Source organism: Paenibacillus sp. YN15 (assembly GCF_003285005.1).
Classification (GTDB): Bacteria; Bacillota; Bacilli; order Paenibacillales; family NBRC-103111; genus Paenibacillus_AR.
Genome location: NZ_QMFA01000004.1, coordinates 174291 through 200079 on the forward strand (window position 1 = coordinate 174291; position 25789 = coordinate 200079).

Consider the following 25789-nt stretch of genomic DNA (forward strand, 5'->3'; position numbering starts at 1 on the left):
GCCCGGAAGCCGGCCATCGACCGCCGGTAGCGCCTATCGGCCGTTTCTCCGCGGATTTCCCCAGCCGGTCCCCGTCCGGCACAACAGCGCCGGTAAAAAAATGGTACCTGCCGCAAGAAAGGACACCGCCTCAGGATACTTGAAATAAACAAGCTTCCGCCATCCCCGCTCGCGCTAACGGAACTTTTTGACTCTTATGGGAGCAAAATCGGTCTTTTTGTAATTTAGCGGAACTGAGACGCTCTTATTAAGGGAGGAATGGGAAGGAAAGCCCCTTTCAGCGCCTTTTCATCCCCGTAAGGGTCTTTTAGTTCCTTTAAAACAGGCGGCAGCCGATTTTATGCCCATAGGAGCCGCTGAGTTCCGTCCAGGGAGGCCAACTCCCCATCCGCTTTCCTTAACAGAAGAGAGCCCGCAGCCTACAAAACAGAGGATAAGTGACCGTGTTCAGCGGGAAGCTTTAAACATCAAAAAAAGCGCAGCCCCCGAAGGAACTGCGCTTTTTTTGCCGGGACTTAATATACCCAAGCCTTGCTTATGATGACCAGGAGAATAAACAATACCAGAATCACGCCAGTGGTAGTGAATCCCCCGCCGTAGCCTACGCCTGCGCCTGCTGCATATCCCATGCTCAACACTCCCTCTTTTGTGATGTTCGCTTAACCCGAAGGCCTTGCGGTTAAGTCTCCACATCCTATGTAGGAACGGAGCAAGAGGTATGGACTCTTGACTATATTGGAAAAAGGATTGAAAAATGGGACGTACCGATATTAAAATCGAGAGGTGAAGGCAAAGCCCTTAGGAGGAACCCCCATGACCATGAATGTATCCAATCCGCTGATTGCGCAGCGGGCCGACCCCTGGATTTTGAAGGCGGAGGACGGCACCTATTACCACACCGCATCCGCTCCCGAATATGACCGCATTGAGCTGCGCAAGGCCTCTACTCTGGCGGGGCTGGCGGATGCCGAGCCTGTTCTCGCCTGGCAGAAGCATGAGAGCGGCCCCATGAGCTGCCACATCTGGGCTCCCGAGCTGCACCGCATCGACGGCAAGTGGTACATCTATTTTGCGGCAGGCAGAGCGGAGGATATCTGGAGAATCCGCATCTGGGTGCTGGAAAATGAAGCCGCCGATCCCACAACCGGCGCCTGGACCGAAAAGGGCGAAATCGTCACAGCCTGGGATTCCTTCGCGTTGGATGCCACTACCTTCGAGCATAAGGGTGTCCGTTACCTGGTCTGGGCCCAGCAGAACCCGGCGTTCCAAACCAACTCCAACCTGTATATCGCCCCCATGAGCAATCCGTGGACGCTGGCTGCGCCCCAAGTGGAGATTGCCGCGCCGGACTTTCCCTGGGAGCAGGTGAAATACAAGGTTAATGAAGGGCCCGCGGTGCTGAAGCGCAATGGCCGGATTTTCGTCGCCTATTCCGCCAGCGCTACAGATGCCAGCTATTGCATGGGCCTGCTGTGGGCGGACGAAAACAGCGATCTGATGGATGCCACCTCCTGGCACAAGCTCCCGGAGCCTGTTTTCGCCACCTGTGAGGAGAACGGCCAGTACGGCCCCGGCCATAACAGCTTTACCGTGTCCGAGGATGGCAGCCGGGACATCCTGGTGTACCATGCCCGCAGCTACCGGGAGATTCAGGGGGACCCGCTGCGCGACCCCAACCGCCATACTCGGCTGCAGCCCTTTGGCTGGGACAAGGACGGCTTCCCGGCGTTCGGACAGCCGGTGAAGGACGGCCCCTGCCCCGGGCTGTAAGGGAAGGAGCGGCGGAGTCCTCCGCCGCTTGCTTGCTGCGGCGCGGCTTAGCCGCCCGCGCCGAGAATGGCCGGCAGCATCTCCGTGAGGCTGCCGAACTGCTTTTTCACCAGCGGCTGCGCGCCGCTGGCCGCGATGTTGCCGCCGCCGATGCCGAAGGCGGCGTAACCCGCCAGCCGGATGGACAGCACGCCGGCTGAAGAATCCTCGATGCCGATGATCCGGCGGCGGCTCTCCGGCCCTAGCCCCAGGCCCACCCGGGCGGCTTCCGCATACAGCCAGGGATGGGGCTTGGGGGCCAGCTCGCCCAGGGTGCCCGCCTGGCCCTTGCGGAGGGCCTGCCCGGCGGTGATAACGGCATCGTACAGCTCCAACGGGTCCCCCAGCTTAAGGGTCCGGAAAGCCGACAACACCTCCGGCCAGGCCTTCTCATACAGGCCCGAGGTGACCAGACCGATGCGGATGCCACGGCTTTTCAGCTCCAGCAGAAACTCCTTCAGCCCCGGGGCGGGGGTAAACGCCCCCTCCTTTCCCCGGCCCCTCAGAATTTCCTTCATCTCGTATTCGGTCACGGCAAAATAATGCCGCCTGGCCTCCTCCACACTCCGCTCCGGGCAATATTTGCCAATGCAATATTGAAGATGCTCCGAGACGGAATGCCCCGACACATGAGGCTCATCCTCAGGCTCCAACCTGAAGGAATAATTTTCCATTAACAATCCCATGCTCCGCTCAATAATCCAGATCCAGAACGCCTCGCTGTGGACACTGGTGCCGTCCAGATCCATCAGCACCGCTTCCGCCGGGCCCTGAAAATCCGCCTCCGGCAAAGGATAGATCGCCGGATGGCCCATGGCCGATTTTACATAGCATAACGTTTTGTCCCGGTACACGATAAAATCCGCTTTCCGGTCCCGGGGCGTCAGAACATGCAGCACACCGTCCGCCCCTGCCCGGAACAAACCTTCCCCTCCGGTTTCGCATTCCGTCATGTCACCGTCCTTCAGCAGCTCCCCAAGAGACAATCCGAAGCCCGGAAGCAGCGCCCCGGAGGACGCGGAATATTCTGCAAAGGTCCCCATTCTTATTCCCCGCTTCCGCCTGCAAAAATAACCCTAAAGGTGGCAATCTTCTTCGGCTCCACCGCCGCTTCAAAGGCAAACCCGTCAGCCGGCTGCGGCAGCTTCTCAGTCACGCTTTCATCCATCTTGCAGCGGAAGGCTTCCATCACCGGCACGCCAAACCGGAAGGCTGCCTGCTCTGCATCAGCAGACGGGTTGAACAAGCGGATAATGAGCCCGCTGCCGTCCTCCGCCTGCTTCACAGCGGATACATGCAAGGCTGTGCCGCCTGTAAGGGTAAACAGCCCCGCCTCCGAAGGCAGGCTGCCTTGCCCTCTGCCCGACACTGCAACCCGCACCGGAGCCGCATAGCAGGCAGCCGCGTTCAGCAGTCCGGCCTCGCGCCAGTCTCCCGCATGGATGTGCACCGCATATTCAAAGGTTTGCTCACCGGGGCATTGGATGCCCTGATCCGGCAGCTCCGTCAGCTTCTCCTCGCTTACCGCCAGCTTGATCCGGCAGGCCCGGATCAGGGTCAGAGCCAAGGTCCGGCTGTCATCCTCAAAGGCCTCGTATTCATAGATACCCTTGGGCAAAAGCGCCAGACCGTCCTTGCCGTCTGTCAGTTCTACAAAGGTTTGCAGCGGATGAGTCCCTCCCGCCTGCTCTACCCAGCCGGTGGAATCCGGAATCGGGATGGGCCGGGACAACACATCAAAGTGGGTGTCCGCCCAGGAGAGGTCCGTGGCCAGACCGGTGGGGAAATTCACCCGCAGCCAGTGATCCTTGGCCTTGTTGTCCACCGTCAGCTTTACTTTGACAGCGGAGGCGCCCTTTTCCAACGTATAGGCGATCTTCACCGGCAGCTCTGCCATAATCGTGTTGCGGGAATTGCCGTCGGCATAGTCGATGGGCACAAGGAAGCTGTAGGACGCCTCGATGGTGCTGGACAGCTCGCCGCTCTCCGTCACCGCCACCTGCGCCGTTACACCCAGGCTGTTGTACTTCCGGTCAAACCGCGGAGCCACATGCTTCCATGCGTTGCCGCATTCCCCCTGATCCGTCAGATAACCCAGGTTGTTGTAGGCTTTTCCCGTCAACTTGTTGACGACATCCAGGGTGCCGTTGGCATTGACCTTCACCTTCAGCAGTTGGTTCTCCATGGTGTCCGGTCCGGTGACCAGCGTGCGGATGTTCCGCAGCTCCTGCGCCTGCGGCTGCAGCCGGTATGCCCGGTAGCCCAGGCCGGGAAGCTTGGACAGCTCCACATGCATCCTCACCCGGTGGGAGTCGAGAATCGTCGGCACCTCCCAGATGCTGTCCACGAACACGCTGGATTTTTCAAAAGCAACCGCCTGCCGCTGCACCGACGGGTCCTGCTCATGGGTAAGGCTGTAGGACTTGGCTCCTTCGCCCCGGGGAAGCTCCAGATCCACCGTGGTGACCACTGTACGCTCCACAGGCAGCGGGTTGTAGACCACCAGTTGGGTAGCCTCCGTTCCCAGATGCTCCGGCGACAGGTTGCGGGCGATATAGCCCATGGCATCCTCGGAGACGATTCCGCCGATGTCCGCCGCCTTGCGGTAGCGGTATTCGATATCCAGACAAACCGCGTCAGGGGCGCAGCCGCCGTTGGCGTCATGGGTGTGGTTGGACAGCAGGTACCGCCAGCCCCGCTCCAGATAACGGACGGGATACTCTCCTCCCAAAACAGCGGACAAAGCCGCCAGCGGCTCCGCGTAAGCAACCAATTCCTTGGTGGCGTGGAAATCCTGCTGCTTCAGATAGGTTCTGGCGCTGATGGTGCCCGGGAACAGGAAGGTCCACATCCCCTCCTTCAGATAGGAGCGCCGTTCTCCGGTAAGCACAGGCAACTGGTCTAGCTGGAGATGCTTTTGCGCTTCCTCCCAGAACTTCTCCAGGTCCGTGTGCTCGATGGCATACCGGTCCCCCAGCAGCTCCTTGGCGTCCCGGATCACCTGGGATTCCAGCGGATAAGCCACCGAGATGTCATGCCCGTTCATGGCCAGGAATACTTCTGTGGTAAAATGGCGTCCTTCCCGCTCCACCATATCCAGAATCGCCTGCTTCAGGCGGCTTTTGTCATAGTGCAGCGCCGGGGCCAGCAGCCCATAAGACTGATCCTCTCCGGACAGGCCGTCGGACAGCCGGAAGGGCACCTCATCGTATTCGCCCCAATGGTAGGTTTTATCGAAGACGGTTCCCCGGGTTACGGCACGGTGCACCTGATAGTACCAGTTGTAGCGGGCATACAGGGCAAAACGGCTGGCCAGCACCTTGCTGCCGTCGGGAGCGCTCCAGATCCACTCCGCATCCGCTTCATGATGGGAAATGCCCCGGTAGAACATCATTTTGTCCAGGCCAAAATCCCGGAGAATCTGCGGCAGCTGACCCGTCTGGCCCCAGGAGGAGGGGGTGTATGCCACCGTTCCCGTTTGGCCGCCATAGCTCTCCACCGTCCGCCGCCCGAACATCAGATTGCGCACCAGCGCCTCCTGGGCAACGCTGAACTCCTCCGCCAAGGTATAATACGGCCCCACGATCAGCCGCCCCTGACGGATCAGCTTTTCCACCAGCTCCCGCTTCTCGGGGCGCATCTCTACGTAGTCGTCCAGCATAATGGAGTGGCCGTCCATGGTGAAGGAGGCAAACTCCGGGTCCTGCTCCAGAATATCCAGCGTCACATCCATCATCGTCAGCAAATTCCGGCGGGTCCGCTCGAAGGAACGGCGGAACTCCCGGTCCCAGTGGGTATTGGAAACAACTTTAATTTGCTTGATATGGGAAGAATCCGGCTTCATATCATCATGCTCCTTTGCAAAATAATAGTGTAAGCGTTTTATGACTCGTGTTATAAATGTACAAAAAAATTTTTCTCCCGCACGCCCCCATTTCCCCGGCTTGCTTCCCGCTTTTACGGTGTTGTTCCGCCGCGGGAGAGGAGAGGGTTTTTGAGAGGATGGATGAAGCTGCGGCTTGGGGATGCGGGAGCAGGCTGTTGCGGGCGGGATAGCGGAAAGGCATTTCCGCTAATTCAACCAAAGGCCATCGCTCTCCTCTGATAACGGAAGGTAATTGCCGCTATTGCCCGGATTTGGCCAAGGTATCCCCTTCCCAGGCAGGAGATAACGGAAATCCGCTTCCGCTATCCCTCCCTCCAAGCAGGGCACGGCAGACTTAGCGGAAACATGTTTCCGTTATCGCCGCTTCAAAACCTCATGCGCCGGAAGACGATCATTCTTTTCCCGTAAACAGTCTCGCTTCCACCACCCGGCGGATTTCCGCAGCGGCATTCTTGGGCGCAGCATTGGCTGCACGCTCCACATGGACTCCATTGGCTGCACAGCGCACACCGTCTACACCAGCTGCACTGGCTCCTTCGCTCGCACCCGCTGCTCCAGTGGCATCAGCTCCGTCGCTCGCACCCGTTGCTCCAGCCACACTAGCTCCATTGCCCGCGCCCGCTGCTCCAGCTACATTAGCTCCGTCGCCTACACTCGCTACTGCAGCCACATTAGCTCCGTCGCCTGCACTCGCCACTCCAGCCGTTCCGCCCCGGCCCGCCATCGCCTGATGCAAAAGCGCAAACGCCGCCTCCCCCATCTCCCCATAGGGAATCTCTATACACGGCACCGCGGGGATCATGTGGCGGCTTACCCGCTCCGTATCGTCCGCGGACATAACGAACAGCTGGCGGCCAATCTGCAGCCCTTGCTCATGGGCGGCCCGGTACACATGCAGCGCACCTCTTGACCAGTTGGACAACACGCCAAGGGGCAGCTTCTGCGCCGCCAGCCACTCCCGCCACCAGCCGCGCCGTCGGCTCCAGGGCTCATCCGGCACCGGATATACCCGGGGCTGTCTGCCCTTTTCCCGCATCCAGCTCTCGTATGCCTCCAGCCGCTGCCTGTCCCCTCTTGTCTGCGGCCTGTCGCTTGGCAGCACATTGAGGTACACGGGAGACGCCCAACCCTCCGCCTCCATAAACTCCAGAGCCTGGCGGATGCTGGCGGCATAATCCGTTTCCACCGACAGAATCTCCGGGGATGCAGGAATGCCCTCCACCGTCACATAGGGGATTCCCCATTCCCGCACCGCCTCTTCCCAGGACGGATTCAGCGGCTCCGGAAAGTCCAGGGTAATGACGCCGTCAATCCGGCCCTGCCGGTACAAAGCGGTAAGGCCCTCGCGCCCCTCCATATTGCGGCCCTGCCCATACAAAAGCACATGGTAACCCGCCGGACCGCTGGCCCGTTGCACCCCCTCCACCAGCTGCAGGAACAAAGCATTGTACACATCCCCGTACACCGCGATGCAATTGCTTCTGCCCGTCTTGATGCTCTGGGCCTGCACATTCACCGTATACCCCAGCTCCCGGATGGCGCTGGTAATGGCCGCCCGGTTCTCCGCGCTTACCGTGATCCCCGGCGTGCTGTTGAGGAAAGCCGATACCAAACTGCGGGAAACCCCGGCCCGCCTGGCCACATCGCTTGCCGTTACCCGTTTGCGCAAAGCTCGGCACACTCCTTTCACCAACATTATAACTCGTGTTATAAAAAGCAACAAGAGGATTTTTAATCCCCTTGCGCGCTTTTATTTATGCTCTTATGCCAGGGTAATCGCATTGGAATCCCCATGGTCTTCCGCCCCCATCGCCGGAGATGAAAATGGTGGATGGCCCCGCCGGCAGTCCATACTTTTGGGAGGGAAAGAAGCAAATCGCTATCCATAATGCAATAGTGCATTTATTTTATGAGACAGCGGCTTAAACGGGAGGGCATAATGCAAAAAGTGCATCTATTTCTTGCCGATTCCCCCTGTTGGACGGGTTTCACCCAAACTTAACTGCACTTTTGCATTATTGGAGCAAAAAAAGAAGGATGCGGTCCTAAATAACTGCACTTTTGCAGGATAGACGGCCCTCCACCGCTCTTCCTCCTCCACCGGAAATGAGCGGCTATCCGCGCAGCGCCGTTTCCAGCTCCCGCAGCTCCACCCGGCGCACCTTGCCGGAGATGGTTTTGGGCAGCTCGTCAATAAACTCCACCCGCCGCGGATATTTGTAAGGGGCGGTCAAGGACTTCACATGCCTCTGAAGCTCCGCGGCCATTTCCTCCGTGCCCGCGAAGCCGCCCTTCAGCACAATAAACGCCTTCACCACATGGCCCCGGATTTCGTCGGGACTGGCCACCACGGCGCATTCCTTCACGGCGGGATGCTTCATCAGCGCATCCTCCACCTCGAAGGGGCCGATGGTATAACCCGAGCTGATAATAATGTCGTCGCCCCGGCCCTCAAACCAGAAGTAACCCTCCTCATCCCGTCTGGCCCTGTCCCCGGTGACAAAATAATCCCCGCGCATACATCCCGGCTTCCGCTCCGGGTCCCGGTAATACGAATCGAACAGGGCCGGCATGTTCCGATGGACGCCGATGTCCCCGGTCTCGCCTGCCGGAAGCGGGTTGCCCGCCTCATCGATTACCTCCACCATACCTTCCGCCGTAGCCAGTCCCATCGAGCCGATCTTCATGGGTGTATCCTTCAGAGTCCCGATCAGCAGCGTGCTTTCCGTTTGGCCGTAGCCGTCGCGGATGGTAATGCCGAAATAACGGCGGAACACATCCACCACCTCCCGGTTCAACGGCTCCCCGGCAGAAACGGCGCTTCTTAAGGCGGACAGGTCATAACGCTCCAATCCGTCGGTTTTGGCCATCAGCCGGTACTCCGTCGGGGTGCAGCATAACGCGCGGATGCGGTAGCGCTGCAGCAGCTCCAGATAACGCTCGGCATTGAATCTGCCGTTATAAACAAAACCGGTGGCCCCCATGCCCAGCACCGACAAAAACGGGCTCCAGATCCATTTTTGCCAGCCGGGAGCGGCCGTAGCCCATACCGTATCCTCCGGCTGGATGTCCAGCCAGGAGGAAGCGGTAATCCGCAGGTGGGCATAACCCCAGCCGTGGGTATGGACTACCCCCTTGGGGCTGCCGGTGGTGCCGGAGGTATAGGTGAGGATCGCCATGTCCTCCCGCCGGGTGGCCGCCGCCTCCATCACCTCAGGCTGATCCCTCATCACATCCGCCAAAGCCATCCAGCCGGGAATTTCCTCCCCTGCGGATATCCGCACCGTTCCGGCAGGCATTTCCGCTTCCCTGATGCCCTTCTCCATCTCGGCGGCCTGCTCCGGCCAGACGATGACCCCTCTTGCCTCCGAATGCCGCAGCCGGTAGCTGAGATCCTTGGCGCGGAGCATTTCGGAGGTGGGGATAATCACCAGCCCCAGCTTCAGACAAGCCAAATAAATCACATAAGAAACTATTCTCCGGGGCACCATCACCAGAACCCGGTCCCCCTTCTCCAGGCCAAGTCCGCGGAGCCCCCCGGCCAACCGGTTCGCCCGGGCGCGCAGCTCCCCATATGTCAAGGTCTCGCAGGCTCCGGTTTCATCCAGCCAGGTCAGAGCCATTTTGCCGGGATCATGCCGCTCCATTTCCGAGGTAACGTTATAATATTCAGGGGCAATCCAATTTTCCAAAATCACGAACTCCATCTCCTCTTGCTCATGGTGTAACACTCTATATCCACATTATAAGATTAAATCCTAGTACCTAGTACTAATAAAAAAGACAATTTTATGTCCATCTCCCCCCGGCAACCTGTGCTATAATGCCCATAAAAGGAGATGTGCCATGCCGAAAAACCGTAAATTGCTCACAGACCGGGACTTTCAGGAAGCATTGGACCGGGAATATCCCGTCAAGGTATTTAAGGATGACCATATTGTGGACTCGGGAGGAGTCATTATCCGCTTCGACGATAGTCTGGTGGTCGTACAATCCGGAGTCAGCCAGATCGCCTACCATGAGCGGAGGCAATGCGAATTCTTCGAAGCCGTCCGCTGATGCGCCCCCCCAAAAAGTGACGAGAAGCTCTGAAGCGAAATCCGGGTACTTTTGGGGGAGCCCCCGAGTGAACATGCGCCGTACACAGCATTTACCTAAAATAAACGCCTCCCCACAGTCCTCAAACTGCGGGAGAGGCGTTTATCTCATTGCTTTTCCAAAATGGAGAAAACTGCTGTTTTGCCGCCATCCTGTATGGCAATCTCCACACTGTAGCCGCCGACGGATACCGTGCGGTTTTCCACGGTCTGTCCGTCCGCCAACTGGCTGTACACCTGATTGAACAGAATCAGGAAGGTATCCGTATGATGGCCGAATATGTATGCGGCGAACTTGCCGATGGCCTCCTCGTTCCGGGCCAGCATGCCGTCCTGGAGGCGGATGGTGACCCCGTAAATCCGGTAGCCCGGCTCCAGCCACAGGGAAGCTTCATCCCATGCTTCGCCGCTGCCTGCCGCTCCGCCGGTCCCCTTGCTTTTGGCCGCGGCATCCTTGAACAGGCGCAGGACCGTTCCCTGCATATCATAATTGGTTCCCCGCAATGCGGCTGCCTCCAGCATGACGTCGTAAGCGCCCATCATTTTCTCGCTGGAAAAAATCAGCTTCTTGTAGCTGCCGTCCGCCGTAGGCACCATTTTGACATACGAGCCCTCTGCACCGGAGGAAGCATTGACCCGGCCGGTTTTATCCGTCAGCCGCTCCAGAATCCGCAGCGCCTCCGCCCGGGTCACCGGCAGCCCCGCCCCGAAGTACCCGTTGGGATACCCCTCCATAATTCCCTTGGCCGTCACCTCGGCCACAAAACGCTGAGCCCGGGAGGAAAGACTCAGGTAGTCCCCGTATTGGGACGCCAATCCCATGCTGTACGCGCTGTCCTCCAGGAACTCCGTTTCCTTCAGCGTATAGTAGACAATCTCCGCAACATCCTCGCGCCTGAGCTTCACCTTGTAGTCCGCAAACTGGTTCTTGGCCAGGATATTCAGATCCTCCGCCAGATCCACATAGGGCTTGGCCCAATAGCCGGAGACATCAGGCTTAAAATTGAAGTCCCGGTGATCCCGCTGCAGCACGTTTTTGTTGGCTTCGGACAAAGACCCGAAAAAGCTGGTTTTCCAGCCCCGTTCCCCGTTGGGATACAACTCCGAATAAGAGAGCAGCAGCATCTTGACGAATTGATCCGCGGTCACAGCCTCCTCCGGCCGGAAGGTGCCGTCAGGGAAACCGTCCAATATCCCCAGACTGCTCATTCGGGTCACGCTGTCCTTGGCCCAATGCTCCGCCATATCCGCATAAACGGCCTCCTGGCCAGCAGCCAATCCCGTTGCCGGTACTGCGCCCATCAGCCATACGCATAGTGTCATTCCTGCAAGTCCTGTTTTTTGCCAACGTTTCAAGAATTCATCCCCGCTCCTTCAAAAATTGTCGGAAAGACCGACCCTCATTAGTATAAGGAATCGGCGGAAGGAATCCTACGGACTCGCCGACTATATCGCGGGGCGCACCAAACGTGCGGAACGTGACTCGGGTCCTATTGCGAATGCTTCGCGAATTTGGCGAACCAGAATTGAAGGAGATTTCTTGGGCCTCTACAATATCGGCGACATCAGCCGGACAAAGGACTCTCTCATTTTGTGGTGGATCGGGCGTTTGTCGTACATCTCCCTGGTCAGCTCGATGCATTCCTGCAAATCCTCCATAAAGATGCCGTTCAGCCGTCGGCCCACCTCCGTATCATAAATAAAAGCGTTGACCTCGAAATTCAGCTTGAAGCTGCGGATGTCGAAATTGGCCGTGCCGACGGAGGAAACCTCGCTGTCCACAGTAATGGTTTTGGCATGGAGGAAGCCTTTGCCGTACAGGAAGCACCGCACCCCATAAGGCAGCAGGTTGCCTAGATATGAATAGGTGGCCCAATAGACCATCCGGTGATCCGGAGTCCGGGGGATCATGATCCGCACATCCACGCCGGACAAAGCCGCCAGCTGCAGGGCGTTGAGCAGACTTTCATCCGGGATCAAATAGGGCGTCTGAATCCAAATGCTGGTTTTGGCCTTGTTGATCATCTTGATGTACGCATTGCGGATATGCTCCATGGAATCGTTGGGCCCGGAGGAGACAATTTGAATGCCCACCTGGCTGTCCGGCAGAGCCGCAGGCAGATAACGGGTGTCGGGCACTACCTTATTGGCGGAGGAAAGATTCCAGTCCAGCATAAACTGGGAGTTCATCATCAGCACCGCACTGCCCCTGATTTTCAAATGGGTATCCCGCCAAAGACCGAATCTGGGGTCCAGCCCCAGATATTCATCCCCGACATTATAACCTCCTATGTACCCCACCGTACCGTCGATAATCGCCAGCTTCCGGTGGTTGCGGTAGTTTACCCGGATGTTCAAAAAAGGGAACCGGGACGGAAAGAACGCCACTGCCTGTCCCCCCGCCACCCGGAGGGGCTTGAAGAAGTCCGCGGTCATATGGGAGGAGCCGATATCGTCGTACAGAAACCGGACCTCCACCCCTTCCCTGGCCTTCTCCGCCAGAGCCTCCACCAGCCTTTTGCCCGTGCCGTCCATTTGTACAATATAATAGATAAGATGGATATGCTTCCTCGCATTCTTGATATCCTGGAACAGCGCCTCAAACTTGTCCATCCCGTTCGTGAAAATTTCCACCTGGTTTTCCTGGGTATACAGCGCCTTGCCGGCCTGCAGGTTGAGAATAATCATGTCCCGGTACTCTTCCGAAGCGGGATCGGGAAACAGAATGGTTTTGTCCTTCAGGTCCTCCAACTGGGAATTGACGACAGTACGGATCACCATCTGTTCCCGGGCGCCCAGCTTGTACAGCTTCCGCCTGCTTAGGTTTTGCCCGAACAGCATATACAGCACAAATCCCACCACTGGCAAAAACAACAAAATCATCAGCCAGGCCCAGGTTACCCCCACATTGCGCCGCTCCAAAAAAATAACGGTTATGGCAAGAAGCACATTAAGAATCGTGATAAAGCCGTATAAATGCTCCAATATATTCGCCGCCAACGCTTGCACGCATCCACCGTCCCTGCTGCTTGATGCAATCCTGATGTATTTATTATATCCGGTTACCGGCTCCGCACAAGTATCCCCGGGACAAACGCAAAAAACCGCAGGCGTGCTGCCCGCGGCTTCATGAAACGTATTATAAAAAATCCTTCAGGCGTTTGCTGCGGCTGGGGTGGCGGAGCTTCCGGAGGGCCTTGGCCTCGATCTGCCTGATCCGCTCCCTGGTGACGCCGAATACCTGGCCCACTTCCTCCAGGGTCCGGGTTCTTCCGTCATCCAGACCGAAGCGCAGCCGGAGCACATTCTCCTCCCGCTCCGTCAGCGTATCCAGCACATCCTCCAGCTGCTCCTTCAACAGCTTGAAGGCGGCCGAATCCGCCGGAGCCAATGCATCCTTGTCTTCTATAAAATCTCCCAGGAGGGAGTCGTTTTCCTCGCCGATGGGGGTATCCAGCGATACCGGGTCCTGGCCGATTTTTTTGATCTCCTGGATTTTCTCCACGGTGACGCCCATTTCCTTGGCGATTTCCTCTTCCGTCGGCTCCCTGCCCAAATCCTGCAGCAGCTGGCGGGACACACGGACAAACTTGTTCAGCGTCTCCACCATATGCACAGGTATGCGGATGGTGCGGGCCTGGTCGGCTATTGCCCGGGTAATGGCTTGCCTGATCCACCATGTGGCATAAGTGCTGAATTTGAAGCCCATGGAATGGTCGAATTTATCCACAGCCTTAATCAGTCCCAGATTTCCTTCCTGGATCAAATCCAGGAACAGCATGCCGCGGCCGATATAACGGCGGGCGATGCTGACCACAAGACGCAGATTGGCTTCAGCCAACTGCTTCTTTGCTTCCTCGTCCCCTTGCTCAATCCGTTTGGCCAGCTCAATTTCCTGCTGGGTTTTCAAAAGCGGCACACGGCCGATTTCCTTCAAATAAAGCCGCACCGGATCATCAATCTTCACATCGGCGGGCAGCAGCAGTTCCTCGTCAAGAGGGATATTCTCTTCTTCCTCCAGTTCATGCTTGGCCGGCTCAAGCTGCTCCAGAGCGGACAGATCCCGTTTTTGACTTGATAAATCCAGCTCCATCAGGCCTCTTTTATCTATATAGTCCTGGCCTGTATCCGTTTGGTTCACCATTGGCATGCACTTCCTCCATGTGGGAATGTGGGCTTTCCCGTTCTATTTACGACCCCTTGCTGCAACATCCCATGATGCGGCTTTTGAAAATGACACAAGAACGTTTCTTGACATTCATTTGGATAAGTGCTATCATAATAATGATATGCAAACTACTGATTAATGAGAATATAATTGTAACATAGCCCACAATCTTTTTCAACCCCGGCCAAAAAACCTGAGGACACTCCTCAGGTTTTTCTTTGTATAGGGAGGTTATCCCATTAGACGCATGCTTGGACAAAAGAGTTGCGCTTTTACCCTTTCCAAATTTGCAGGTCGGTTTCAAGAAAGGCCTCCACTTCCTTCTTCCAATGTTCCTCCACAAACCGGACATGGACCGGATGGCGGTCATACGCCTCATAATCCTCCTGCTGCAGAAATTCCATGGAGAAGGCGAAATCAAAGCTGTTCTTGCCGCTGACCTGCCGCAGAACCTCAAAAAATTTGACCACCGGAATGGATGACAGCGCCCGTCTTCCCTCCTCCAGAAACGCCTTGGCCGCAGCGGAATCGGGAGCATGCTTCAACCGGAACTGCACCACATGCCGAATCGCCTTCTGATCCATCTTGGATTCCTCCTTATAATGAAATAACCCAATACCATTTATTAACCCATTTTCCACCTGGAGTAACGCCTACACGCGGTCTGTCTTCATAAAAACTTAAGATTTTCTTTACTTTTGCTTCATGATTTTTTCAAATGCCATTGTTACCATGGGGTAATAACCTTATGTACGGGGAAGGAGCGATCCCATTTATGAACCGCCAAACCTTACCTCACCCGGGGAATCGTCTGGCAAAATCCTTGTTCATCGGAACCGCCCTCCTGCTCTCTTCTTGTCTTCTCAGCATCGGAGTCGAGTGGATCAGCAGAGGGTCTCTGGCAGAAACTCTGGACTGGATCAGCAGGAACACCTCGATTTACGCCTTGAACGCCGTGATTGGCGGAAGCGCCCTGATCTTCTTTTACAGCCTGATTGGATCGATCTTTTTAGCCATCGGCGTGGCGGCAATTCTGCTGTCGGTTATGGCCTTCATTAATTATTACAAAAGCATGCTGGTGGGCGAACCCTTCTTCCCTTGGGATATTATCCTGAACAAAGAAGGAATGGATGTGGGCCCTCTCTTCACCGGGGCTCAGGATTTGCTGAAGCTGGCGGTTATTCTTGCCGCTTTGGGAAGCCTCATTTATCTCCACCGCAAGCTTAAGAGCCGGCTGGTGATCTCGTGGATCAGCCGCGGGATACTCGGCGCCGTTTCTCTGGCCGTACTGCTTTCCTTCGGTCTTCAGGTTTCCTGGGCGAAGGAACGGGTGGCCAAGGCCGGGGTGGACGAGACCATCTGGAGCCAACAGGCCAATTATGACAGCAACGGCTTGCTGCTGGCGTTTACCCTGAATGTGCAAAATGCGCAGGTTCCCGAGCCGGAGGATTACAGCGCGGACAAAATGGAGGCGCTGGCCAAGGATTTGACGGCAGGCGCGCCTGGAGAGGCAATCCCCGCCTTCGGCCAGACGGGCGATGCGGAGGAGGAAACCGTTGCTCCGCGGAAACGCCCCAACGTGGTGTTTATCATGAGCGAAGCCTTCTGGGACCCTACCGTGCTGTCCAATGTATCCTTCAGCGCCGACCCGGTGCCGACGCTGCATCAGCTGCAGCAGAGCTATCCCTCCGGCACCATGCTGTCCCCGCAATTTGGAGGGGGCACCAGCAACGTGGAGTTTGAGGTGCTTACCGGCTTCTCCATGTCCTTCTTGCCTGCCGGTTCCGTGCCTTATCTGCAATACATCAACGACAGTGTTCCCAGCCTGGCCAGTTATTTCGAAAGCAAAGGCTACCGCAGCTTGGGTATCCACACCTATGACGGGTGGTTCTGGAACCGGGAGGGCGTATACCGCCAGCTTGGCTTTGAAGGCTTTAAAAGCAAGGACGGCTTCGTCAATCCCGAATACAACGGTCTTTATATTTCGGACAGCGAAATTGCCGACAGCATCATCCATGAGATCAACCGCAGCGAGGACCCGGTATTTATTTATGCGGTGACCATGCAGAATCATGCCCCTTATACGGATAAAAATCGTTACCCGTCAGGCAACACCTTTAAGGTAGAGGGCGATTTGACCGAGGATGCCCGGGATATGCTGGAAACCTACGCCCAAGGCGCCCATTATGCCGACCAAGCGTTAAAACAGCTGGTGGATCATTTTGCCCAGTCCGACGAGCCGACTTATATTGTGTTCTACGGCGATCACCTGCCCACCTTGGGATTGGAGTATGACCTGTACCGCCAGGCTGGTTTTGTCCAATCCGGCAAACCTGCAGACTGGAGTCTGGAGGAATACAAAAGTCTGCGCAGCATTCCCTTTGTTGCCTGGTCCAATTTTGCCGCGGCGGACGAGCATAAGGTAAATACCATCAGCTCCTCTTTTATGGGCGCGTACGTGCTTGACTCGCTGGGAATGGAGCCGGAGGGACAATTCGCCCTGGGCTCCAAGCTGTACCGCTCTGTTCCCGGCCTGATCCGCAACCTGACGGTTGATCCGTCGGGAACGCTCTCCCACACGGTTCCCGCAGGTTCGGAGGAACTGGTGGAGCAATACCAGCTGCTGCAGTACGACCTCCTGTTCGGCGACCGGCATCTCTCCCGTTATGTGGAGGCAACCTTCCTGACCAAGGAACCCATGGCCAACTACAATACCCTTGCCGCGGTGAAAGAAGAAGAATAACGCCATCATGCCCATTATACCTATTCACTATCAGCTGCTCCCCTTGCGGGATGCGGCTTTTTCTTTTTTGAAGGCCAAACCAGTAAAATTCCTGATTGACAAATCATTCCCCCGGGGCAATAATAGTATCAACTCGATATATCGACTTGATACCAAGGAGCAAAACAATGATAGATAATGTGATCCTCGGAATATTAATGGAAGGCCCGCAGACCGGCTACGGCCTGAAGAGCATCATTGAGCAATCCGTCGGTTTTTTCTACAGCGCCAGCTACGGCAGCCTTTATCCGGCTCTGAAGCGTCTGGCGGAGCAAGGGGCCATTTCCCTGCTGGAATCCGATGGTTCCAAGAACAAGAAGCTTTACGCCCTGGAGCCTTCGGGCCGGGAGCGGTTCCTGGAATGGCTGGGCGAGCCCCTTACCCGCAGCCGCAACGAGCATCTGCTGAAGTTTTTTTTCTATGATTACCTGGCGGAGCCCTTGCGCGGGGAGCGGCTGGCGGGTTTTCATGCCGTACTGCGGGAGGAGCTGGGACGGCTTGCCGCAGTGAAACAGATCGTGGACAAGGAGACGGAGGAGCTGGAGAACCCGGAGAATTACCGCTTCCGGCTTTCCGTCCTGACCTACGGCTTCCGCTATCTGGAGATGGCAGAGAGATGGCTGGGGGATTTGCGGAGCAAGGAAACAGGGAAACATCATCATGCGGGCCAAGGTCCGGCTGCGGAGGAGAACAAGGATGAGTAAAGAACAACCTGCAAACAAACACGGAATGGCCGGCTTTACCGGAAGGCGCCCGGTGCTGGCAGTGGTGCTTATTGAAGTGACGCTGTTTTTGGCGCTGTTTGCCGCCGGAGCATACCTCACCATCACCGGCAAAACAGACCAGTCGCCGGTTCCTTATGCTTTTGTCCCGCTGGCCATCCTGCTCCTCGTGTATCTCTGTGCCGGCAGGCGGTACACCCGCTACGGCTTCCGCGGCTTCGGCTCCATCCCCCGGCGGGAGCTGCTCTTCTATCTGCCGCTGGCAGCGGATATCCTTCTGGTTGTGGTCAACGGACTGGTTAACGGCTTCCGGGAGGTAACGGCCCTGCAATGGACCGGACTGTTGGGCCTGGCACTGCTGGTTGCCTTTGTGGAGGAGACCGTTTACCGCGGACTGATCCTCAATATTATGCTGCAAAAAGGAATTTGCGCTGCCGTTCTTACCTCCAGTCTGCTTTTCTCGCTTACCCATTTATTGAATCTGATGGGCGGACAAAACCTGGCCGCCACCCTGCTGCAAGTGGCTTATGCCTTTTTGGTGGGGCTTTCCCTGGCGCTTTTGTATATCCGCCACAAAACCCTTATGCCGCTAATGGCCTTTCATTTCCTCCATAATTTCACGCAATTCCTGGTACAGGACGAGGCTTCGGTGCTGTTTGACAGCCTGGTGGTGGCCATCCTGCTGTTCTCCTGCATTTGGCTGCTGCTGCAGCCCCGCAAGGAAATCATCTCTACTATCACGGCCGCATAGAACGCGGACAAAAAGCGCTGTCTCCCGATAAAGGGAAAGCAGCGCTTTTCTTAAATCTGGATTGCTTTTTATTGCATATTTAAAATTAACCTTGGCAAGTTCGGTTTCCTTTCGTATCTTCAGCAATGGTAATAAACTCTGTACAATCCCGCAGTGCATCCTTAAACAAGCGGGATCTGCGCAGAATCTCCTCTCCTGACAGTTGATCAGGCATGTGGAAGGCTTCTGTTCCCGATCTTGCCGAAAAGCTATGAGTAAATACATAGTTAAAACCCAGTTCCTTACACATGTCTATGGTAAGCTTCAAGTCATCCATTGTTTCTCCGGGAAAACCGATGATGATTGATGTGCCAATCCGGATGCTGCAGTTATTTTTGATCTGTTGAATCAATTTTTTTGTTGCTTCGATATCATATCCGCGTCTCATGCGATTGAGTATTCGCTGGCTGCCTGACTGAATCGGTATATAAAAGTTAAATAGCTTATTCATTTGTCCCAAGGTAATAACCTGATTAACACAGTATTTTAAGAACATAGGGGAAATATCCGTTATATTCACTTCTACATCCGTATTTGCCACCGCAACAATCACTTCATCGAGCAGTACCCCTAAATTGCTTCCTATATCCAATCCATAACCGCCAAGGGAATCGCCTTCAAGATATATTCTTTTATACCCCTCATCAATTCCGCCCCGTATCTCCTCCATAATTTCTTTGACGGGCCTGCTGGTGGACTTGCCGATGGCCAGCTTGATCGCACAGTATGTACAATGGCAAGCGCAGCCTTCCACACATTGAACACGGAAACCCGCTGTTTTATCCGTTAAGTTCTTATTTATTTCTTTATTGATTCCAACTACAGCGCGTATGTTGTCTTTTTTTGTAGCCAAAGCCACTTCATCCAGCTGGCTTTCGTCCGTTTTCATTAATCCATGCTCCCGGTATGCGGCATGAAGCTTCCAGTCCCGTAATGTGTTCGGACGCGGAAACTCCTGAAATGGAATATCCATCTGAAAAAAGTGATCCAGCCTATTATAGTTCCGCGGATCTACTGTAGAGTAAGAAGCCAAGGAATCGGGATTGATTTTGGGCAGACATCCTCCAACAATAAGCGTACAATCCCGCCTTCTGTTTTGCTCAATTCTTTCAAGAGTTCGCAATCCGAAATCCTCTGCCGCTTGCGTAAATCCGCAAGTTGAGAGAAAGATTACATCTGCGCTGGGATCAACCTCGAAATCCTCTTGTACTAAATCATAACCGTTGCCCTCAAAATAGTTGCGAACTTGCTCCAATTCCAGTCTTCTGCGATAACAGCTGGTGTCAATAATTTGCATTTTCATAGAATATCCTCCTCGTATCTGCGATAGTCCTTTCATCCTTCAATCCCCCACTTGAAGAATCCGGTCCGCGATTTCCACATCGGTATGCTTATGGGTAATCATGATGCATATCTTGTCTGATGCCAGCTTTCTTAGCATCCCGTGAAGCAGTTGTTCCGTATAGCTGTCAATGTTGGATGTCACTTCATCAAACAGTATTACATGCGGATTGCGGCAGATGATCCGTAGAATGCTGATTATCCTTTGCTGTCCCGCCGACAATAACTCTCCTCCAATGCCTACCTGAGCATCATATCCCCCTTCCAATTTGCTCAGATGGTCATGAAATCCAAAAAACTCGGATATTTGTTCCACTTTGCTTCTCGTCATACTGCTATCGCCAAATGCTATATTTTCCATAACTGTTCCTGCCATTAAAAAGATATCCTGATGAACGATACCGATTTGTTGCCTTATCATCTCAAGCGGATATTCCTGAACAGAATGGCCGCCAATTCGGATTTCTCCTTCATCCGGCTGGTAAAATCCCAGCAGCAATTCAAACAAGGTAGATTTCCCGGCGCCTGATTGTCCAACCACCGCATACAATCCCGGATTGTGGAACGCAAAGGACAGCTTATTGTATATAAGATCGGTTTGGCCCGGATAGCGGAAGCTGACTTGTCTGAACTCAATTCCAGCCTGTACAGAGAAATCAGGCGGGAGATTCGAGGAATGATGCTGCTCATCTTCGACCTCCAGGCTGAGCGTCTCCATGATTCTGTTCGCATACACCCGGGCGTCCAGAAGGCCATAATACAAATCCGTCAGGTTGCCAAAGCGGCTCCATATCTGCGGCAAATAGCTCAGGTACAACAGCAGACCGCCTGCCGTCAGAGTTCCGTTCTGAATTGCTCTGGAGCCAATCAGGAAGGCCAATAAATATGTAGTCAGGGTTGCCAGCTCAATGGATGACTGAATGGCTGGCCCAAAAATATTGATCGCAAGCCACTTCCGCACAAAGGTCCTATTCTTCTCCTTAAATCTTCCCATCATTTGTTCTTCAACTGCATACGAACGAATCATCTGCAAATTGTTTGAAAAGTCAGAAAGAAACACGTGCAGATCACTTCGGGCAGCGGCAAACTCTTGGGAATAAAAAGACATCCTATGCTTCAAGCGACTGATAATCCATACCATGAAGCCAATAAAAAGATACACGGTAACGGACAAAATCAAATTCGCCTTCAACAGCAGAATAAATGTCAGACCAAAATACAAGCAATGACTAATGGAGTTAAACATTCTTCCAAAAACGGCATTTCCAAATGAATCAACATCTTGAAGGACATTGGTATTGATTTGTCCATATGATTTTTTCTGGAAGTACCGGTATCGCAGTTGCTGCAGCCGCTCCACAATGCTCTTTCTGACAGTGGCGTTAATCAAATTCGAGAAGCTGCCGGATAACTTTATCCGGCCTCTATCCATTATGAAGCTCACCGCTATGGACAGCGCTGCAATTCCCCCCCACTTGTATATGGAAGCAAAGTCTTCAGCCGGTATAAATTGGTCCAATATCACCTTAAAGCAGTATGGGATAAAAACGGCAATGACTGTTTTGCCCAAGGTCAGCAGCATGCACTGAAGCATAACCCCACGATAAGGCTTGATAAAGACAGTGTACATTTCATGAAGCGGGCGGTCATGGCGCAAGTCCAAAACCTCCTTTTTGCAGATGAAGTGATCCGTTTTTGAGGCTCCAGACAGTATGACATCGCGCTATAATATGAGGCTGATTGCTCACAAGAATCAGGATCATGCTGTTTCTGCGGGCAAAAAGCTCATCCAGGATGATCTCCTGGTTATAAGAATCGATTGCCGTTATTGCATCATCAATTAACAGCAGATCGGGACTTCCGATTAAAGCCCTGGCGATGGAGACTCGTTGCTTTTCCCCGCCCGACAGCAGGTTGGCTTCTTTATTAATAATCGCTTGGTCCCTTAATTCCAACCGGTTAAATAGCTCTGTCAGCCTGCAAGCCTCTGTGATCTCTTCATATCGGGACTGACTGATGCCGTCTCTTCCCAGAAGAATATTATCCTTTATCGTTCCATTAAAAAACAATGGGACCTGCATGGCATACCCAATACGAAGACGATAGCCGTCCTGCTGATTAAGCATAGTACCGTCGGCTTTTATTGCCCCTTCATTCGGAATGGCAAGTCCTGCAATCAGGTTCATTAATGAGGTTTTGCCGGAGCCTATTTCCCCGGTTATCACCGCTACTTCTCCTTTGAAAAAGGAAATATTGATATTATGCAGCAGCGCTTTATCGTTTATAACCAGGCTTACCCGCTCCAGCTCCAGTCTATTCGCAATAGGAATACTTGAATGAGAGATGGTCTTTGTCTGGCCGGATTCATCCAGATACTGGGAGATTCTTTTCATGCTTTCCTTGGAATTGATATAGAACAGGGCAAGCGAGCACAAGTTTCCGACTGCAGCAAATAACAACCACATGTAATTGTTAAAGGCCACAATAGCCCCAACATCCAGTTTTCCCTGGACAATAAGCAGGCTGCTGACAAACAAGGCCAGGAGCAGGCTTAAATAACCCACAGTTTCCAAAAGGGGCGAGTATTCCTTGTTTATCCGATTTAAGAGCAGATTGGCTTGGTAGTGGTTGCTATTCGCCTTGTCAAATTTTACATTTGCCAGCTGCTGTTGATTAAGAACCCGAAATATCTTTTGACCGGTTATGATTTCATAAACAAATGAAGACATCTCTGCAACACTGTCACGAATCATAACAACGGCATGCTCGGCGTTTTTTCCATATCGGGCTGTAATCCGCATCAACACGAACATACAGGGAAGAGAGGCGATGGCAACTAACCAACTGATACGAAGCATCTGAATAAAGGACAACAGCAGAATTAGCATTTCCTCAAGAAACGTAAACGAGCGCCACGAGATGATTTCGGATAAAGCCTGGATATCGTATGTCAAATGGGTATAGCAGTGATTGGATGCAACGGGCCTGGCGGGACGGCGGAGAATATTGCGCATCGCGGTGCTTCTGATCTCCATAACCACACTATTTCCGAGTACAGCAGCAAAGTGGTTGCGAATCAGCTTGAAGAATGCTCTTGCAACGTAGCAAACCGACAATAGCAAAATAGAATGCGACCATTGCTCGCCTTTCATCAGAGAGCTGAAGCTTCTGGCCAAATATAAAGGAACCAGGCTGGTGGAGCAAATAATCAGCAAGCTGCTGAACAGAACAATAACCAGGTATTTATTATATTGGGAACCAACCTGCTGATAAATTTGTCTTACTGTCGCCGCGTATGGTCGACTCATAATCTACTCCCCGTACTCAAGATGAATGATTTACATTCATTTTAGAAGGGATTCCTCTTTTTGGGAATACACCTCATTTCACCCGCTATATCCTCCATTTCAATTCTTTTATACCAAATATTTCTTACGGAAATGAGAAGGCGACATTTGGACGTATTTCAGGAAAACACGGTGCAGGTAAAATCCGGTGGGATAGCCGCAGCATTCGGCTATTTGATCAATAGTAAGCCTGGTTTCCAACAGCAGCTTTTTGGCCTTTTCCACACGAATTCGGGTCAGGTAATCACGGGGAGTTTGACCATAAGCAGCCGTGAATTTTCTGGTCAGCTGAACTGGGCTAATGCCAAGGCTGGTTGCCAAATCCTTGAAGTTTACTGAATCGGCCGCCTGATTGCGCAGATACATGGCCGCCTCGGCCATTAACGGGTCAGATGCTTCATGATTGGCTCGCCGGACCGGGTTCTTATTCAGTTCATGCAGCATAAAAGCATGCAGACAGATATCCTCGAGACAATGAAGCTTCACTTGTTCACGGAAGGAGGGTCGGCAGCAATTCACATTTTTCAATAGACAGTAATTGGATGCCAGCCGTTCTGTTTGCTCCATTGTCAATCGGCCGCCGCTAATGGGAGTATCGGACTGTTCCAAAACAGCATCGCCCCAATGGAAGTTTACCAAATAAAAGGAAAGAGGCGATACCACCACACGTTTGAAGGGAACATTGGGAGGACAAATTACCAGATCGCCGAAAGTGGCGATCCCCTTTCCGTCTCCAATCTCGAAGTAGAAGGAACCCTCCTCCGGCGCGAATAGAGTCCAATTGCTATAGGCATCTTCATAGAGCATAAACTTTTCCTTTTTGTACCAGTAATGATAAAGTTCAATTTGCACGCTTCCATTCTTAATGCTCTCTGGCATCTGCGCATTCCTCCGTAATCAAATTTTTGAAACAACAGATATGTTTTGTTTAAATGAAGGCATGTAAAAAGGCTCCAGCAGTATGTAAAATGAATTATAGACCGTATGAATCTTACTGAAAAGGGGATAACTTCATGGAAAAGGTAAAGATATCAAGAAAGAAAGTAAATACCGATCTTCTGGTTGCCGGAGGTGGCGTAGCTGGAGTGGCAGCGGCCATTGCTGCAGCCCGAAATGGTATTTCGGTCATACTGCTGCAAGATCGGCCTGTATTGGGGGGAAATGCTTCCTCAGAAGTGAGAATGCACATTCTGGGTGCAGCCTCGCGCGGTAAAGAGTTGGAAACAGAGTCAAGAGAAACCGGAATTCTGGAGGAAATTCTGCTTGAAACAGCTGTTCGCAATCCCCAGAATAGCGCTAGTATGCTGGATTTAATTCTTTATGAGAAATGCCGGAATGAACCCAATCTTACCTTGATGCTGAATACAACGGTCACAGGAGCTCAGATGAACGGAAACCGGATCGTTTCCGCCTATGCAAGCCGGGAAAGCACAGAAGAGCATTTCGAGATTTTTGCTTCTATTTTTGCGGACTGTACAGGCGACGGCAGGCTGGGATTCGAGGCCGGTGCGCTATTTAACGTCGGCAGAGAAGCGGCATCTGAATTTGAGGAGGAAGCCGCGCTTTCTGACAGAGACCCTTACAGCCTCGGCTCCTCTCTTTTATTCACCGCAAAAAAATTTGAAAAGCCCATGAAATTTACTCCTCCATCATGGTCCAGAAAATTTTCTGAGGAGGATTTAAAATTCCGCAATCACCAATCCTGGGAATACGGGTATTGGTGGGTCGAGTTCGGAGGAGTATTGGATACGATTCGAGATAATGAAATCATTCGTGATGAATTGCTGGCAATTATGATGGGAGTATGGGATCACATCAAAAATAGCGGCCACCACCCGGAATCGGAGAATTGGGCATTGGATTGGTTCGGTTTTTTGCCGGGAAAACGGGAATCTCGAAGATTTATAGGAAAGCATGTGCTGACTCAGCAAGACATCGAGACCGCTGTGGATTTTCACGATGTTATCGCTTATGGAGGTTGGCCGATGGATACCCATCCTCCCCAAGGTATTGACGCCAGGGAAGCCGAGCCCTGCCATCAGCCCTTTACCCCTTATATGTACGGGATTCCGCTCCGCTCATTGGTCAGCGCCAACATTGACAATCTCATGTTTGCCGGTCGCAATATTTCCGCAACTCATATTGCTTTTTCCAGTACACGGATCATGGCCACTTGCGCAGTAATGGGAGAAGGGTTAGGAACCTTCGCCGCCCTTGCCGTTTCGCATCATGCGCCGATGGATAAGGCCTGGCAGGATCAGGCTCTGATCGAAAAAGTACAGCAGCAGTTGCTTCGTCAAGGAGCTTATCTGCCCGGCAGGCTGCTGGAGGACCCCAATCTGGCCGCTGCCGCCCATGTTGCCGCCTCTTCCGAGCAAACCTGCGGACTGGCTGTGCATGCAATTGATCCATATACCCGAGCCGTACATGGAAAAGGCGGAGTCCGCCCGGATTTGACCGAACCTGGGCTGCACCGGTGGATGTCGGCTCCTGATGATCCTTCTCCGTATTTGGAATTGACCTGGGATACCCCTGTCCGGATCAACGAAGTGACTTTGGTTTTCGATACGGGCCTGCATCGGAATTTGACCCTGACCCACGAGGAGCGCGTGAAGCGGAGAATCGTATGGGGACCTCAGCCGGAAACGGTGAAGGCCTTCAAGCTAATGGCCTGCGGTTCAGAAGGTGAATGGACCGAAATCGCTGCAGTAACCGATAATTATCTGCGGCAGTTTACAGTTTGCCCCCAGATAGACAATGTCCGCAAATTGAAATTGGAAATTCTGGAAACAAACGGATTGAACCATGCTCGTCTGATGCAAATTCGCTGCAGATAAAAGCCGCTGC

18 protein-coding genes and 1 pseudogene are annotated in these 25789 nt (G+C 53.6%); 6 read left to right on the forward strand and 13 right to left on the reverse strand.

Translation table 11 applies throughout. From position 1 onward, the window contains the following. Positions 1-515: 515 nt before the first annotated feature. Entirely contained in the window at positions 516-629 is a 114-nt protein-coding gene (locus tag DQG13_RS05355; protein WP_113018713.1) for a sporulation protein YjcZ, read from the reverse strand. A 184-nt stretch (positions 630-813) separates the two neighbouring features. Between DQG13_RS05355 and DQG13_RS05360 the strand changes: the two genes are divergently transcribed. Next, the gene (locus DQG13_RS05360; RefSeq protein WP_113018714.1) at positions 814-1770 is read left to right on the forward strand and encodes a glycoside hydrolase family 43 protein; all 957 of its coding nucleotides are present in this window, start codon (positions 814-816) and stop codon (positions 1768-1770) included. A gap of 47 nt (positions 1771-1817) precedes the next feature. On the opposite strand, the gene DQG13_RS05365 is transcribed toward DQG13_RS05360, so the two are convergent. From DQG13_RS05365 to DQG13_RS05380, 4 genes are all read right to left on the reverse strand, one after another. After that, positions 1818-2852 carry an HAD family hydrolase gene (locus DQG13_RS05365; protein WP_113018715.1) on the reverse strand — a complete coding sequence of 345 codons (1035 nt, stop codon included), beginning with the start codon at positions 2850-2852 and terminating at the stop codon, positions 1818-1820. Between the two features lie 2 nt (positions 2853-2854). Beyond that, complete coding sequence (locus DQG13_RS05370; protein ID WP_113018716.1) at positions 2855-5653, reverse strand: alpha-mannosidase; 2799 nt, start codon at positions 5651-5653, stop codon at positions 2855-2857. Positions 5654-6086: 433 nt separating this feature from the next. Further along, complete coding sequence (locus DQG13_RS05375) at positions 6087-7364, reverse strand: LacI family DNA-binding transcriptional regulator (RefSeq protein ID WP_181592590.1); 1278 nt, start codon at positions 7362-7364, stop codon at positions 6087-6089. A 445-nt stretch (positions 7365-7809) separates the two neighbouring features. Then, positions 7810-9402 carry an acetate--CoA ligase gene (locus tag DQG13_RS05380; protein ID WP_113018718.1) on the reverse strand — a complete coding sequence of 531 codons (1593 nt, stop codon included), beginning with the start codon at positions 9400-9402 and terminating at the stop codon, positions 7810-7812. A gap of 139 nt (positions 9403-9541) precedes the next feature. On the opposite strand from DQG13_RS05380, the gene DQG13_RS05385 reads away from it, so the two are divergent. Next, positions 9542-9754, forward strand: coding sequence for a hypothetical protein (locus DQG13_RS05385; protein WP_113018719.1), 213 nt, complete (start codon positions 9542-9544; stop codon positions 9752-9754). A 146-nt stretch (positions 9755-9900) separates the two neighbouring features. On the opposite strand, the gene DQG13_RS05390 is transcribed toward DQG13_RS05385, so the two are convergent. From DQG13_RS05390 to DQG13_RS05405, 4 genes and pseudogenes are all read right to left on the reverse strand, one after another. Then, complete coding sequence (locus DQG13_RS05390) at positions 9901-11148, reverse strand: S-layer homology domain-containing protein (protein ID WP_113018720.1); 1248 nt, start codon at positions 11146-11148, stop codon at positions 9901-9903. A gap of 192 nt (positions 11149-11340) precedes the next feature. Continuing rightward, positions 11341-12780, reverse strand: coding sequence for a cardiolipin synthase (gene cls, locus DQG13_RS05395; RefSeq protein ID WP_181592604.1), 1440 nt, complete (start codon positions 12778-12780; stop codon positions 11341-11343). 151 nt (positions 12781-12931) lie between these two features. Further along, a pseudogene (rpoD, locus tag DQG13_RS05400) lies at positions 12932-13927 on the reverse strand (RNA polymerase sigma factor RpoD); the annotation flags it as partial. Between the two features lie 305 nt (positions 13928-14232). Then, complete coding sequence (locus tag DQG13_RS05405; RefSeq protein ID WP_113018721.1) at positions 14233-14544, reverse strand: Dabb family protein; 312 nt, start codon at positions 14542-14544, stop codon at positions 14233-14235. A gap of 191 nt (positions 14545-14735) precedes the next feature. On the opposite strand from DQG13_RS05405, the gene DQG13_RS05410 reads away from it, so the two are divergent. From DQG13_RS05410 to DQG13_RS05420, 3 genes are all read left to right on the forward strand, one after another. After that, positions 14736-16703: an LTA synthase family protein gene (locus DQG13_RS05410; protein WP_181592591.1), complete on the forward strand. Its 1968-nt coding sequence runs from the start codon at positions 14736-14738 to the stop codon at positions 16701-16703. 167 nt (positions 16704-16870) lie between these two features. Further along, positions 16871-17446: a PadR family transcriptional regulator gene (locus DQG13_RS05415; protein ID WP_113018830.1), complete on the forward strand. Its 576-nt coding sequence runs from the start codon at positions 16871-16873 to the stop codon at positions 17444-17446. Then, the gene (locus DQG13_RS05420) at positions 17439-18215 is read left to right on the forward strand and encodes a CPBP family intramembrane glutamic endopeptidase (protein WP_181592592.1); all 777 of its coding nucleotides are present in this window, start codon (positions 17439-17441) and stop codon (positions 18213-18215) included. The genes DQG13_RS05415 and DQG13_RS05420 overlap by 8 nt, the downstream gene beginning before the upstream one ends. Before the next feature lie 85 nt (positions 18216-18300). Here DQG13_RS05420 and DQG13_RS05425 read toward each other — a convergent pair whose 3' ends face one another. From DQG13_RS05425 to DQG13_RS05440, 4 genes are all read right to left on the reverse strand, one after another. After that, on the reverse strand, positions 18301-19557 hold the full coding sequence (locus DQG13_RS05425; RefSeq protein WP_181592593.1) for a radical SAM protein: 1257 nt from the start codon (positions 19555-19557) through the stop codon (positions 18301-18303). Between the two features lie 39 nt (positions 19558-19596). Further along, positions 19597-21252, reverse strand: coding sequence for an ABC transporter ATP-binding protein (locus DQG13_RS05430; RefSeq protein ID WP_113018725.1), 1656 nt, complete (start codon positions 21250-21252; stop codon positions 19597-19599). Then, a complete protein-coding gene (locus DQG13_RS05435) occupies positions 21242-22903 on the reverse strand; it encodes an ABC transporter transmembrane domain-containing protein (RefSeq protein ID WP_113018726.1) in 1662 nt (553 codons plus the stop codon). Before DQG13_RS05435 ends, DQG13_RS05430 begins: the two co-directional genes overlap by 11 nt. Before the next feature lie 108 nt (positions 22904-23011). Continuing rightward, positions 23012-23821: a helix-turn-helix domain-containing protein gene (locus DQG13_RS05440; protein WP_113018727.1), complete on the reverse strand. Its 810-nt coding sequence runs from the start codon at positions 23819-23821 to the stop codon at positions 23012-23014. Between the two features lie 134 nt (positions 23822-23955). Here DQG13_RS05440 and DQG13_RS05445 point away from each other — a divergent pair, with 134 nt between their 5' ends. Beyond that, positions 23956-25779, forward strand: a complete 1824-nt coding sequence (locus tag DQG13_RS05445) for an FAD-dependent oxidoreductase (protein WP_113018728.1) — start codon at positions 23956-23958, stop codon at positions 25777-25779. Positions 25780-25789 lie beyond the last annotated feature (10 nt).